The sequence below is a fragment of the Pseudomonas sp. X4 genome (assembly GCF_040784925.1).
GTDB lineage: Bacteria > Pseudomonadota > Gammaproteobacteria > Pseudomonadales > Pseudomonadaceae > Aquipseudomonas > Aquipseudomonas putida_Z.
In genome coordinates this window covers 4,463,843-4,477,578 of sequence record NZ_CP160798.1, presented here as the reverse complement: position 1 = coordinate 4,477,578, position 13,736 = coordinate 4,463,843, and the positions used below count along the sequence as shown (strand labels likewise).

Here is a 13,736-nt window from a genome sequence, read left to right as displayed (position 1 = left end):
TTGTAATCAAGCTGCAGGCGACAAAGCTGGAGCCCTATGGAGTTCCTGTGGGAGCTGGCTTGCCGGCGATAGGGCCGGTACAGGCGATATCAAGTTCGATAATCGCCCACTTTTCCGGTACAGCGGTTTAGTCCGATTGACCAAACTAACCAGTCGGTACAAAACTAGACGCATCCAACAACAACAAAGCGATGCCCGTCATGAAGCCCCTCATTCTCGTGCTCAACGGCCCCAACCTGAACATGTTGGGCACCCGCGAGCCTGCCCAATATGGCCACGAAACCCTCGCCGACCTGGCTCAGGGCTGTGCCGATACCGCCCATGCCCACGGCCTGGAAATCGAATTCCGCCAAACCAACCACGAAGGCGAACTGATCGACTGGATCCATGCCGCCCGTGGCCGCTGCGCCGGCATCGTGATCAACCCCGGTGCCTGGACCCATACCTCGGTGGCCATCCGCGATGCCCTGGTGGCCAGCGAAGTGCCGGTAATCGAGGTGCACCTGTCCAACGTGCACAAGCGCGAACCGTTCCGTCACCTGTCGTTCGTATCATCCATCGCCGTCGGGGTCATCTGCGGCCTGGGCAGCCATGGCTACCGCATGGCCATCAGCCACTTCGCCGAAATGTTGCAGGAGCACAGCGCATGAGCCAGCAAGCCATCCTCGCCGGCCTGATCGGCCGTGGCATCCAGCTGTCGCGCACTCCTGCCCTGCACGAACACGAAGGTGATGCCCAGGCGCTGCGCTACCTGTACCGGCTGATCGATGCCGACCAGCTGCAACTGGACGACAGCGCCCTGCCCGGCCTGCTCGACGCCGCCCAGCATACCGGTTTCACCGGGCTCAACATCACCTACCCGTTCAAGCAGGCGATCCTGCCGTTGCTCGACGAACTGTCGGACGAAGCCCGCGGCATCGGCGCGGTGAACACCGTAGTGCTCAAGGACGGCAAGCGGGTCGGCCACAACACCGACTGCCTGGGCTTTGCCGAAGGCTTGCGCCGTGGCCTGCCTGATGTGGCACGGCGCCAGGTGGTGCAGATGGGTGCCGGTGGTGCCGGTTCGGCCGTGGCCCATGCCCTGCTGGGTGAAGGGGTCGAGCGGCTGGTGCTGTTCGAAGTGGACGCGGCCCGTGCACAGGCCCTGGTGGACAACCTGAATGCCCATTTCGGTGCCGGGCGCGCCGTGGTCGGCAACGACCTGGCCACGGCGTTGGCCGAGGCGGACGGGCTGGTCAACACCACGCCGGTGGGCATGGCCAAGCTGCCGGGCACACCGCTGCCGGTGGAGCTGCTGCATGCGCGTCTGTGGGTGGCGGAGATCATCTACTTCCCGCTGGAGACCGAACTGCTGCGCGCCGCCCGGGCGCTGGGCTGCCGCACCCTGGATGGCAGCAACATGGCCGTGTTCCAGGCGGTGAAGGCGTTCGAGCTGTTCAGCGGGCGCCAGGCGGATGCGGCGCGGATGCAGGCGCACTTTGCCAGTTTCACCTGACAGACAGGGGTTGGCTTCTTCGCGGGCTTGCCCGCTCCCACAGGTACTGCGCAGATTTCACTGATTACGCAAATCCCTGTGGGAGTGGGCAAGCCCGCGAAGAGGCCGGCACAGACAACTCACCCTTTCTCATTCAGCAACGCCTGTATCACCTGCTCCTGCCCCCCATAATCCCCCTCGCCAAAGTGCACATGGCGCACCTGCCCCTTGCGGTCGACAAAGTAATGCGCCGGCCAGAACTGGTTGCCCCAGGCATTCCACACCTTGTAGTCGTTATCCACCGCCACCGGGTAACCAATCCCCAGGCTGGCCACCTTGTCACGCAAGGTGCCTACATCGTGCTCGTAGTCGTACTCCGGGGTGTGCACACCGACCACCACCAGGCCCTGGTCGGCATAGCGCCGCGCCCATTCGTTCACGTGCGGCAGGCTGCGCCGGCAGTTGATGCAGTCCCAGGTCCAGAAGTCCACCAGCACCACCTTGCCCTTGAGCCCGGGGCCATCCAGCGGCGCCGAGTTCAGCCACTGGCTGGCGCCGGACAGCGACGGCATGGCACCGTAGCTGTCGCGGGCCATAAGGTGCCCGGCCAGGCCCAGGCCGGCCAGCGCCAGGGCAATACCGCCAACCTTCAACAACAAGCGGCGATCAATTCTCATGGCAACCGCCGGTGGCGTAGGTGCGGTACTGCACGCTCTGCTGCTGGCCCTTGGAGTCGAGGTAGTCCATGCGGGTGTTCACCAGGCCGCAGGCGTCGCTCTGGTCGTCCTGTATCGACAGCACTTTCTTCACATCCAGGTGGTCACCGTAGCGGTACTGCATGACCCCGGTATCGTCCATCGGCATCGTGGAGGCCTGGGCGGCAATGGCGCCAAAGCTGAGCACGGCGAACAGGCTGGCACGGGCGAAGGTAATGAAGTTCATGGCATCTCTCCTGTGTAACGCTTGAGGGTGGGGAGTTGTGCTCCCCGGTCGAGAGCCATTTCACGCCGGCCAGGTATCCCGTATGTGTCGCCCGAAGCTGTGATGTGCTTCCTCCTGTGTCTGTACACATGCCAGATACACTGCAATACAAACCCCCGCAGGCAAGCGCGATTGCGCTCGGTACACTGCGCCCATCCCCTCTTGCACAGGAACGCAGCGCATGGAACACGTCGATCACATCCTGATCGTCGACGACGACCGCGAAATCCGCGAACTGGTCGGCAACTACCTGAAGAAGAACGGCCTGCGCACCAGCATCGTCGCCGACGGCCGGCAGATGCGCGCCTTTCTCGAAGCCAACAGCGTCGACCTGATCGTCCTGGACATCATGATGCCCGGCGACGACGGCCTGCTGTTGTGCCGCGAGCTGCGCGCCGGCAAGCACCGCAACACCCCAGTGCTGATGCTGACCGCCCGCAACGACGAAACCGACCGTATCATCGGCCTGGAAATGGGCGCCGACGATTACCTGACCAAGCCGTTCTCGGCCCGCGAACTGCTGGCCCGTATCAACGCCGTGCTGCGCCGCACGCGCATGCTGCCGCCCAACCTCACCATCAGCGAAAGCAGCCGCCTGCTCGGCTTCGGCCAGTGGCGGCTGGACACCACCGCGCGCCACCTGCTCGACAGCGAAGGCACCCTGGTAGCCCTGAGCGGTGCCGAATACCGCCTGCTGCGGGTGTTTCTCGACCACCCGCAGCGGGTGCTCAGCCGTGAGCAGTTGCTCAACCTGACCCAGGGCCGCGAAGCCGACATCTTCGACCGCTCCATCGACCTGCTGGTCAGCCGCCTGCGCCAGCGCCTGGGTGACGACGCCCGCGAACCCAGCTGCATCAAGACCGTGCGCAGCGAGGGCTACGTGTTCTCGCTGCCGGTGCAACTGCTCGAGTCGCCATCATGAAGTGGCCACGTACCCTGGCCTCGCGCCTGGCACTGATCTTCTTCACCGGCCTGGTGCTGGCCTACGGCCTGTCGTTCGGCCTGCAGGCCTACGAGCGCTACATCAGCAGCCGCTCGATGATGCTCAGCACCCTGGAGCAGGACGTGGCCACCTCGGTGGCCATCCTCGACCGCCTGCCCGCGGCCGAGCGCGCCGCCTGGCTGTCGCGCCTGGAGCGGCGTACCTACCGCTACCGGCTGGACCAGGGCCTGGCGGGCGAAGCCATGCCGACCAGCGACCCGCCCATGGCCGCCGACTCGATCGTCAAGGCCATTGGCGCCGACTATCGCCTTTCCTTCCAGGAAATACCCGGCCCGAATGCGCACTTCCAGGCACACCTGACCCTGGCCGATGGCGCACCGCTGACCATCGACGTCACCCCATCGCCGGTCCCGGTGGCACGTTGGCTGCCCGTGGTGTTGCTGATCCAGCTGGCCGTGCTGTTGCTGTGCACCTGGCTGGCGGTACGCCTGGCGATCGGCCCGCTGACCCGCCTGGCCCGTGCGGTGGACAACCTCGACCCGGACAAGCCTGGCGTGCAGCTGGATGAAAGCGGCCCGCGCGAGGTGCGCTACGCCGCCGTGGCCTTCAACGCCCTGCAGGCGCGCATCGCTGCCTACCTCAAGGAACGCATGCAGTTGCTGGCGGCCATTTCCCACGACCTGCAAACACCGATCACGCGCATGAAGCTGCGTGTCGAAGTGATGGACGAAGGGGTGGAAAAGGACAAGCTGTGGAGCGACCTGGGTGAAATGGAACACCTGGTGCGCGAAGGCGTGGCCTATGCCCGCAGCATGGACACCAGCACCGAGGCCCCGTGCCGGGTCAACCTCGATGCCTTTCTCGACAGCCTGGTGTTCGACTACCAGGACAGTGGCGCCCAGGTCGAGCGCCATGGCAGCAGCGGCAGCCTGCTGGAAACCCGCCCGCATGCCCTGCGCCGGGTGCTGGTGAACCTGGTGGACAACGCCCTCAAGTTTGCCGGTGCTGCCGAACTGGAGGTGTGCCGCGAGGGCGACAAGACGTTGATCCGCGTGCTCGACAACGGGCCAGGCATACCCGGCGGCGAACTGGATGAAGTGCTCAAGCCGTTCTATCGCGTGGAAGGTTCACGCAACCGCAGCACCGGCGGCACCGGGCTGGGGTTGGCGATTGCCCATCAGCTGATCCAGGCCATGGGCGGCCGGCTGACCCTGAGCAACCGCGCAAGCGGCGGGCTGTGCGCGCAGATCGAGCTCAAATGACAGTTTGTGGGAGCGGCCTTGCGTCGCGATAGGGCTGCGCAGCAGCCCCAGGTTTTCAGCTTCGTCGCATGAATTGCCGGGGCCGCTTTGCGGCCCTTTCGCGACGCAAGGCCGCTCCCACAAAAAGCAGGTGGAGCTTGAAGTATCAGTACACTCCGATACACAACCCCACCACCGCCGACACACTGCAGATACCCCACCCCGACACACTCCCGGTCACACAACCACACCCCGGGAGCCTTCCTGATGAAACCCCTCACCCTTCCCTCCGGCTGGAAGCTGTTCGCCACGCTCGCCGGCCTGACCTTGGCGATGACCGCCGTGGTCCTGGCCAGCCAACCTGATCCGGACGGCCTGCGCAGCGCGATCCGTGCCACCGCGCGCAGCTCCTTCGCGCTATTCCTGCTGGCCTTCCTGGCCTCGTCGCTGGTGACCTTGCTGCCTGGCACCAGCAGCCGCCGCATCCTCCAGGAACGGCGCTATCTGGGGTTGGCATTCGCCTTTTCCCACACCGTGCACGGCGTACTGATCTACCGCTATGCCCAGCAATTCCCCGAGCTGTTCTGGGCCGGCCGCACGCTCACTTCCAGCCTGCCCGGCACCCTCGGCTACCTGTTCCTGCTGCTGCTCACCATCACCTCGTTCAAGGCCCCGATGCGCCTGTTGGGTGGCCGTGCCTGGCAGGCCCTGCACAGCACCGGCATGTGGGTACTGGCCGCGGTGTTCTGCCTGTCGTTCTACAAACGCATCCCCATGGGCGGCTGGTACCCGCTGGCGTTCGCCCTGATGTTCAGCGCCATCGCCGTCAAGCTCACCGCCAAGCTGGCCCGCCAGCAACGCCGTAACGCCCGTGCCCTTTCCTGAAGAGAGAAACCAGCATGACCACCTTGACCCGCACCCTGACCACCTTCGACCGTTTCGGTACCTGGAGCGCCGACCTGCCGTTGCGGCTGTTCCTGGCCTGGGAATTTTTCGAATCCGGCTGGGAGAAATTCAATGGCAGCAACTGGTTCGCTGACCTGCAAGCGAACTTCCCGTTCCCCTTCAACCTGCTGCCTGCAGAGCTGAACTGGCAGCTGTCGATGTGGGCAGAGCTGATCCTGCCGTTACTGCTGTTGCTGGGACTGGGTACCCGGCTGGCCTCGTTGGGGCTGATGGTGGTGACCGTGGTGGCGATTGCTGCGGTACATTGGCCGGCGCACTGGTCGAACCTGGCCGAGCTGGCCCAAGGGTATGCGATTACCGACCAGGGCTTTGGCAACTTCAAGTTGCCGCTGATCTACCTGGTGGCGTTGCTGCCACTGCTGCTGAAAGGGGCTGGGCGGTTGAGCCTGGATCATTGGCTCAGAGGGCGGTTCTGCAGGTGATATTGCCGGGGCTGCGTTGCAGCCCATCGCCGCGGTTCGTCGCCACGACAAGCCAGCTCCCACAGGTACTGCGCAAGATTCTGGGCATGCGCTGTACCTGTGGGAGCTGGCTTGCCGGCGATGGGGCGCAAAGCGCCCCAATACCACGATTCAACATGTACCGATGATGACCCCCTGCTCGCGCAATCCCTCCAGCAACGCCAACCCCTCTTCCACAGCACCGCCCAACGCCTGCAACCGAGCCCGCCCACTGCCCTGTTCCAGCGCCAGCAACCGGTACGCCAGCGGCGCCAGGCGCGCGAAGCGCACCTTCAACCCCGCATCGCGATAAACCAGCAACAAGGTCGGCGCCTCTGGCGCGACCGCTGGCTGGTAATCCGCCCCGATCCGCTCCACCGGCCAGCGATAGGCCAACACGCGTGCCACACACGACAACAGTGGTTCCCCTTCCAGCAGGTCGCCTGCCGGGTCATGGGCCGGGTCCTCGGCATCGCTCAGATACAACTGCGCCTCGACCCACTCATAGTGCGCCAGCTCCAGCTGCCAGGGCGCATCCAGCTCGATGCCTTGCAGGTAATCGACGAACGCTTGGGCAATCTCGGTGAACAACGGTGTCTGGCTGCGATAGTTGGCATAGAAATCTCGCACTCGGGCATGCCAGCGCGGTTCGCCCAACGCCTGGCGCATCACCGGAAAACTGCCGGCCAGCAAACCTTCGATAGCACCATAGAACAGCTCGCGGTAAACCTTCAGACGCCGGGCTTCCACGCCCGGCGGCGGCGCATGGCGCTGCGGGTCACGCAGGTGCCGGGCCAAGGTGTACTGCTGCTCACGCAAGGTCTCATTCATTTGCATGCCCTCCCGCAGCACGCTGCACAGTGCGGATGCGCGCCGCCTCGGCGAGCAGTTCGGCCAGCGGCGGATAGTTGAAATCACGCTCGAGCACGGTCGGTTGCACACCGAAGCGCGCACAGGCGACCGCGTACAGCGCCCACACATCCTCCTTCACCGCAGCCCCATGGGTGTCTACCTTGAGGTCCGGCGCTTCATCGTAATGGCCAGCCACGTGCATGCCGGTGACCCGCGCCTGGGGCAAGCCCGCCAGGAATTCGCGGGCGTCGTAGCCGTGATTGCAGGCATTGACGAAGACGTTGTTGACGTCCAGCAGCAGGTCGCAGTCGGCCTCATCGAGTACCGCGCGGATGAAGTCGAGTTCACTCATCGCCTGGTACGGCGCGGCGTAGTAGCTGATGTTTTCCACGGCAATGCGCCGCTCCAGGTATTCCTGGGCCTGGCGAATCCGCGCGGCCACATGGCGCACCGCTTCGTCGGTGAATGGAATGGGCATCAGGTCGTACAGGTGCCCGTCATCACTGCAGTAGCTCAGGTGCTCGCTGTACAGACGCACCTGGTGGCGATCGAGAAACTGGCGGGTCTGGCCAAGGAAATGGCGGTCCAGCGGCTCGCTGCCACCCAGCGACAACGACAGCCCGTGGCAGGTAATGGCAAAACGCTCGGCCAACTGCGCCAGGCCCTTGCCGTAGGCACCGCCCACGGCAACCCAGTTTTCCGGTGCGCATTCCAGGAAGTCCACGGCGCCAGCCTCCATGGCCAGCAGTTCCGGCAACAGGCCGCGGCGCAGGCCAAGCCCGGCCCGTAAAGCTACAGGGGACAAAGATGTGGGGTGCATGAAAAGGTCTCCGCAACAGGCACAACGCCCCGCCTGACCAGCAGGAGGGGCGTTGCACGGTTCATGGGGCAGAAGGTCAGGACTTGCCGGTCAGGTGGCTGAACAAGCCTTCGGGCATGGCCTTGCCATTAGCCTGGTAGATCGCCTTGAGGTGATCCGCCGCCTCCTGTTCGGAGATGAAGCCATCATGGTTGCTGTCGATCTTGTCGAAGTCGCCGGCACGGTCCTTGGCCACCGCCAGGAACTCGTCGCGCGAGACCTTGCCGTCGTGGTTGCTGTCGGTCTTGGCGAACGAGGCATCACCACACTTGCCCTCGCCACACTTGCCTTCGGCACCGGCCTTGGCGCTGGCGCCGCACTTGCCCTCACCGCATTTGCCTTCGCCCTGGGTGGCCTTGGCGCTGCCACCACATTTGCCTTCACCACACTTGCCCTCGCCGGCCACCTTGGCCGAAGCCAGCTGGTAACCCTGGGCCAACGGCTCGACGGCAAAGGCGCTGCTGCTCAATGCCATGCTGCCGATCAGGGCAGCGCCGAGCAGGCCGAGGGTGTTTCGTACTTGAGTCATGGTGTCGCTCCACTGTGGTTGGAATGTGGAGCCATTAGGCCGTTGCGGTATGTCGTGGATGTATCGCGCGGGGTGCGGTTTTGTATGGGAATGGGTCTGCGGCGTGGGCAGATACAGTGGGATACACGACGGCCCCAAGGTGCCTCGGGGCCGTCGTGCAGGGTCAGTCTTCCAGCGGCTTGGGCGGCGCGGCAGGTTTGGCGGGTTTGGCAGGCTTGCTGTCCTTGGCCTTGGGTTCCGGTGCCGCCGCTGCCACAGGCTCCGGCGCCGACACGGCTTTTTCGCTGGCGGGCAGATCATCGACCGCCTTGAGGATCACCTGCGGGTCGATGGCCCCTCCCTCTTCGTCGTCCTTGAGCATGTGCCGCTCACCGTCCTTGCCCACCAGGATCACCTTGGTGCCTTTGCTGGCACCCAGCTTCAACTCGCGGATCAGGGCCATGGTGGTCTGCTGCTCGAGGTTCTTGTCCTCACGCTTGCCCATCATGTTGGCAACGCTGTACACCACCAGGTTGCGCTCTTTGAAGGCGGCCTGGGTGGCCGGGTCCTTGAGGGCCTCGTTCAACCCACGCAAGGTCGGGTCGGCGCTGCTGGGCGCAATGACGACCAAGGGCCTGGCCTTGCCCAGTTCCTTGGCCAGCGGCGCGTCACTGTCGGCGGCAAACACAGGGCCGACGAGCGCGAGCAAGGTGGCGAGGGTCAGTGACCGGACGAGCATGCGTATCTCCTTATTCTCTCGATAAACCAGAAGACTACAGATCAGGGCGAAAGATCCGACGAGCGAGCGTAAACCAGCAAAAGACCTCCATGTTTGAATGAACAGTAACCGGCGGTTACCAAGTGCGCTCGTTCCCCGTCCCGAGCCCGAAAAAGTACCCCTATCACTTGTAGCTTGAGCATAGTCCAATGCGCCCTTGTCATGCCGGCCGTTGCAGAGCCTCGATGGTCAGTTGAAGCTCGGTCTTCTCGGTCCAAAGCCTGATTTCCGCCATCAACCTGGCGGCGTCCTCGGCATTCGCATCCTCCGCCAACTGGTTCTGAAAACTTGCCGGCACTTCCAGTTCGCGCACGTAGCGTTTCTCGAGATATTTTCTCCAGAACGGTTGCTGGACCATCCACACTGCCACCGAGTGGTCTGTCTCGTTACGCCTGACCTGATCAGCCGCGCGCATCACCGAAGCGTCATCCAGGTTCGGGATGCCCGCGTGTAGCATGCTCCGTGCGTTGCCAGGCAGGCCCAGGTCCTCGCGCAAGCGGATCGAGTAGGCCAGCGCCCATTCGACCGACTCAATGCTCGCACCTGCAGCCTCAGCCTCGCGCATGGCGATGAAGTCAACCTCCTGTTGCCTCCACAACTGCCGCGCCAGATTCACCAGGGCTCGTTCCTGGCTACCAGAAGGGGCGGCCTGCTCGGCTTCCCACACAAGGCATCGGATTTCAAGCTGCTGGAAGACAACCGTGGCATTGTCGGCGCAGTTTTCAACCAGCGCATGGGCGAAAATTTCATTGGCCAATGCTGCTGAGCTGTCCACCTTTTCCATCATGGTCAAAACGCGTGTAGCCAGCATTTCCCCATATCGAGGATGGGTGAAGTCTTGCGAGCGCGTAAGCTGTTTCAGCAGTTGCATGAAGTTCGTCGCCCCATCCATTTGCTCAACAGTGGCCCACAGGTTACCCAGGTCTTCGCGTCTATCACCGTCCAGGCGGTCCACCCAGCGAAATTTGTGAGGGACCGAACTGTCCTCCGGAATGTTCCAGGCCTCCTGCACATCTTCAGCCTGGTGCAGCAGCACAGGATTGCCTGACAGCGCAACGTAGCCGTCCCGCCACAACGGGGACTGGATGAAGTTGGGAGGCAACAGCGTGATGAAGTTGTTGGAAGCATCGAGCATGTACAACGTCTGACAATCCGTGATGCCCTCGGGCAGCAATACCAACCCGGCATTGCGCAAACGCAGTTCGGCCAACTGGTTCATCTGCGCCACAGAAAAGGTCATGTTCAAGCGATTGTCCGAAAGGTTCAGGTAACGTAACCGGCTGCATTGCGCCAGCAATTGAGCCTGGGGCTCGTCCAGAGAGATGCGATTGCCGGACAAGTCGAGTATGCGCAAGTCACTGAGCAACGACAGGCTCGCTGGCAGACGTTGCAACTGGTTGTAGCTCAGTTCCAGGGACGTCAGATTGGGGAATGAGAGCAGGAACTGCTCTGGTACCTCTTTCAGCAACAGGCTGCGCAGGGAAAGTTCGGTAACGTGCGGGAAGCTGAAGAGTGGGCCCAGTTCAGGCAATGAGCACAGGTCATACGCGCTGTACTGCCAAGTTAAAGCCAGACGTTGATGCTCAGGTGTAACTTGAGCGGGCACCCGTTCCCGCCAGCATTGCATGATTGCTTTGCGAAACCGCTTGCGCTCGGGTCGTTCACCGTTCAGCAACCCTCGCCGCTCCCAGCTTTTCAAGTGGTCGCTCAACCGGCGGGCCTGCTCTTCGAGCACACCGAGCTCAGTGTCGGTATCACGCCCCGAAGCATGCAACGTGGTCAGCCAGGCTTCGATCTGTTCATCACTGTAGGCCGGGTAAAGGTCGCGCAGACGCGTCTCGAACGCCCGGGGTCGAGACGCAGGCCGGGCAAAGCGCCCCAGGCCGCCGCCCAGCGGGTAGCCGACCCTGCCATCCTCCAGGCGCAGTGGCGCCAGCATCCATGGCTGTCGAGGGTTTTTGCCCAACACCTGGGCGAGTACTTTGCTGTTCCCGGGCATTTGCCGGGCCAACACTGCTCTCAAACCCGGGGCGTAGGGTTCAGTGATACCGAGTGCAGCACGATCGGCCGGGGCAAACGCAGCCGCCAAGGTCTCGAACAGCTCGCCGGGGCCACTCAGCTCGAGGCCTAGCGCATCTTCAAGCTCGAACTGCCCGTTGTCATGCACAAGCCTGTAGTTCCGCCCGTCGCCAGCAGTAGTCATTATCGGCTGCGGGCTATCACCATCGTACAGCCGCCAGCGCGGCCTGGCCTCCCTGACATCCAGCGTCTCCAGCAGCGTCAGCGCGACCTTGGCCTGGTCCAGGGTCTGGGGCGTATCGATGAACAGCGCCTCGCAGGCACGCGCAACACGTATGCGCAGGACGCTCAGCCTGGCCCTTTCGACCAGCCGAAACGGCACCGTGCCGCTGACCAGTGCCTGAAACTCCGCACCTTCTGCAGACAGCTCACCCAGCAGCTCGCGCGCCGCTCGCCGATGCAGGCTCGGGAATGCCCTGCGCAACGTTGCCACCGCCGCATCGTCTGGCTCCTGCTGCCCGTCATACACCTGTTGAAACAGCTGGCGCCGCCTTGCCGAGACCTGCGCCGCCAATGCTGGCCCGCCCTGCTCGGTGACACCAGGCAGGGCACGAGCCTTCGCCAGCAACGGCGCGTCCTGCGGCACCCGCCCGAGTTTCAGATCGTCCAGCAGGGTTTGCAGCCGGCGGTCGATCAGCAGGCGCTCTACGGTATCGACCAGCTCGGCCTCAGGTGGCCGGCCGTACACATGCAACGCCCGTAGATGGTCAGCATCCAGGGCATGGACGGCCATGGCCTGGTCAATCTGTTCATCATCCAGGCGAGCGAAACGCTCACCAAGGCGGCGGAACATACGGTGCTTGTCTGTCCAGCTGGCCGGTTGCTCTGTCCACACCCGCCAGGCACCGGCGTCATTGTGACGCAACAAAGGTCCATGACCACCTCGTGGTGCCAGTTGCCACTCTTCATCTGCGCGCTGGACGATTTCGTAGTTGTGGCCGTCCATGGTCATCCAGCTTCTGCCCAGGGCACGGTAGATGCCCATTGCATCGGCCACTTCCCCAGCGGGAAGTGCGGCGCTGCGAAACGGCACCAGGTCTCCATTCCAGAGCTTTTCGCTGCCGTCTTCCAGGCGCGCTGGCACCCACTGGTCCAATGCGGCCCAGGCCCGGCTCACTTCCCGCCATACCACAGCGGTGACACCGATCATGGCCAGGTCTTTGATCACGCTGAGCACATGCTCCATTGCGGCGCTGGTATCGCCCTCGCGCCAGTCCTCCACCGCCTGGAACAGCTCGCCCAGCAGGTCCCAGACCATTACCGCCAGCAGCAGTACATTGAGTGCGCGGATGAACACGCCCGCCAAGCTGGCCAGTGTCCAACCCTCGACAACCAACCTTTGTTGATGGGCTCCCTGGGCCTTGCGATCCAGCTCTGACACCGGCGTGGCAATAAGCGCGGCATCGTCCTTGATGTGGGCAATGCGCGCGGCGGCAAGGTGGGCGAACAACGGCAGCGGGTAGTCCCGCATGTGCTGGTCCATTTCCCGGGTCGCCCAATCGGCGACGCCCACCAGCTCCTTGGCAACCCTGGAGAAGAACTGCTGGCTGTCGCGCCGGCGTACGAAACGTTTGAAGAAATCCTGATAGTGCCTGTCTCGCAGACGCTTGCCCAAGACCTCGCGGGTGAAGCTTTCCAGGTCGGGGCTTGCGGTCCAGGGACCATGGGGGTCATCGGGAATGTAGACAATGATCTTGCGGCTGACTTTGTCATGAAACACATCGAGTATCACGATCTGTTGCAAATCGCAGCCGAACGCCTTGAGTTGCCGGGCCACCACTTTCGACTCGTACAACGTGCCAGGTCTGCCGTGCTTGCATAGCTCTAGCACCAGGTCCAGTTCGGCAGCACTCAGTACTCCATCGCCTTTAGCCTTGCACGCATCGATCAGCATGACCGAGCTGTACAGCTGGGCAAGCGTCGAAGCCATGCTGCGCCAGCCGCTTGCCTGGCTGCTCGGCGCTTTGAGCACGCTGTCCAGGTGCTGTTGATAGCGCTTGCCCAGATCCAGCTGGCGGCACAAGCGTGCGAAGGCTGGCGCGGTTGGTGAGGCGAGCCGTCGCGACAGGCTGTCGACGATGCAGTTGTCCTTGTGCTGCTCGTTCCGCCCCTCGCCCGGCGTGAAGTTGTCCAGTGCCGCCTCGATCAGCGGTACGTCGAAATAGTCCTTTTCCACCACCGGATAGCGCCCCCACACGGTGCCCTGGCTGGGAGCGGTGTAGGTGTACCAGCGCCTGAAATACAGGCCATCGACATTTTCCCTGATGCCGAATTCTTCCTGCATGGCGTGTTGTAGCAGCGGCTTGACGAAACGGTCGATGCCCTGGATGCGCGCAAGCTCCTTTTCCAGCCACTGTCGACAGGCCAGGCTGTCTTTCAACGCGTCGCGCAATGCAGCATGCTGCGATTCATACAAACCGTTGGCCGGGATGTTCTGCTCGGTCGGCGAGACGATTCGCAACCGGCGAATCCATCTGGGCAGTCGCTTGACGATGAGGTTGTCCTGATAGGCCTGCTCCATGGCCAGCGTATCGGCGGTTGGCGGTTGCTGCTTGGTGGGTGTAGTCACGTTGTTGCGCCTCGGGCTGATCAAAAGGCCCGACACTAGACGCAGG

13 protein-coding genes are annotated in these 13,736 nt (G+C 63.3%); 6 read left to right on the top strand and 7 right to left on the bottom strand.

Features of this window, described 5'->3' with window-relative positions:
* Nucleotides 1-200 precede the first annotated feature (200 nt).
* Entirely contained in the window at nt 201-650 is a 450-nt protein-coding gene (gene aroQ / locus ABX298_RS20035; RefSeq protein WP_025338505.1) for a type II 3-dehydroquinate dehydratase, read from the top strand.
* Nucleotides 647-1,495 (top strand): shikimate dehydrogenase, encoded by an 849-nt coding sequence (locus ABX298_RS20030; protein ID WP_025338504.1) that lies wholly within the window; start codon nt 647-649, stop codon nt 1,493-1,495. Before aroQ ends, ABX298_RS20030 begins: the two co-directional genes overlap by 4 nt.
* Before the next feature lie 119 nt (nt 1,496-1,614).
* Here the strand turns inward: ABX298_RS20030 and ABX298_RS20025 are convergent, their stop codons facing one another.
* Both ABX298_RS20025 and ABX298_RS20020 read right to left on the bottom strand, forming a co-directional pair.
* Nucleotides 1,615-2,151 carry a thioredoxin family protein gene (locus ABX298_RS20025; RefSeq protein ID WP_286101422.1) on the bottom strand — a complete coding sequence of 179 codons (537 nt, stop codon included), beginning with the start codon at nt 2,149-2,151 and terminating at the stop codon, nt 1,615-1,617.
* The gene (locus ABX298_RS20020; protein ID WP_025338502.1) at nt 2,141-2,416 is read right to left on the bottom strand and encodes a DUF2790 domain-containing protein; all 276 of its coding nucleotides are present in this window, start codon (nt 2,414-2,416) and stop codon (nt 2,141-2,143) included. Before ABX298_RS20020 ends, ABX298_RS20025 begins: the two co-directional genes overlap by 11 nt.
* Before the next feature lie 220 nt (nt 2,417-2,636).
* Here ABX298_RS20020 and ABX298_RS20015 point away from each other — a divergent pair, with 220 nt between their 5' ends.
* From ABX298_RS20015 to ABX298_RS20000, 4 genes are all read left to right on the top strand, one after another.
* Nucleotides 2,637-3,377, top strand: a complete 741-nt coding sequence (locus tag ABX298_RS20015) for a response regulator (protein WP_003250463.1) — start codon at nt 2,637-2,639, stop codon at nt 3,375-3,377.
* Nucleotides 3,374-4,660, top strand: coding sequence for a sensor histidine kinase (locus ABX298_RS20010; RefSeq protein WP_367393524.1), 1,287 nt, complete (start codon nt 3,374-3,376; stop codon nt 4,658-4,660). The genes ABX298_RS20015 and ABX298_RS20010 overlap by 4 nt, the downstream gene beginning before the upstream one ends.
* 246 nt (nt 4,661-4,906) lie before the next feature.
* Complete coding sequence (locus ABX298_RS20005; protein WP_025338500.1) at nt 4,907-5,524, top strand: ferric reductase-like transmembrane domain-containing protein; 618 nt, start codon at nt 4,907-4,909, stop codon at nt 5,522-5,524.
* A gap of 14 nt (nt 5,525-5,538) precedes the next feature.
* Nucleotides 5,539-6,027, top strand: coding sequence for a DoxX family protein (locus tag ABX298_RS20000; RefSeq protein ID WP_075044651.1), 489 nt, complete (start codon nt 5,539-5,541; stop codon nt 6,025-6,027).
* 150 nt (nt 6,028-6,177) lie between these two features.
* On the opposite strand, the gene ABX298_RS19995 is transcribed toward ABX298_RS20000, so the two are convergent.
* The 5 genes from ABX298_RS19995 to ABX298_RS19975 all read right to left on the bottom strand — a co-directional run bounded on the left by ABX298_RS19995 (nt 6,178) and on the right by ABX298_RS19975 (nt 13,690).
* Nucleotides 6,178-6,876, bottom strand: coding sequence for a DUF2063 domain-containing protein (locus ABX298_RS19995; protein WP_075044650.1), 699 nt, complete (start codon nt 6,874-6,876; stop codon nt 6,178-6,180).
* Nucleotides 6,869-7,717: a DUF692 domain-containing protein gene (locus ABX298_RS19990; RefSeq protein WP_367393523.1), complete on the bottom strand. Its 849-nt coding sequence runs from the start codon at nt 7,715-7,717 to the stop codon at nt 6,869-6,871. Before ABX298_RS19990 ends, ABX298_RS19995 begins: the two co-directional genes overlap by 8 nt.
* Before the next feature lie 76 nt (nt 7,718-7,793).
* Nucleotides 7,794-8,285, bottom strand: a complete 492-nt coding sequence (locus ABX298_RS19985; RefSeq protein WP_013971966.1) for a hypothetical protein — start codon at nt 8,283-8,285, stop codon at nt 7,794-7,796.
* Nucleotides 8,286-8,448: 163 nt separating this feature from the next.
* Nucleotides 8,449-9,003 (bottom strand): DUF4174 domain-containing protein, encoded by a 555-nt coding sequence (locus tag ABX298_RS19980; protein ID WP_047932611.1) that lies wholly within the window; start codon nt 9,001-9,003, stop codon nt 8,449-8,451.
* A 199-nt stretch (nt 9,004-9,202) separates the two neighbouring features.
* A complete protein-coding gene (locus ABX298_RS19975; protein ID WP_286101420.1) occupies nt 9,203-13,690 on the bottom strand; it encodes an NEL-type E3 ubiquitin ligase domain-containing protein in 4,488 nt (1,495 codons plus the stop codon).
* Between the last annotated feature and the right edge of the window lie 46 nt (nt 13,691-13,736).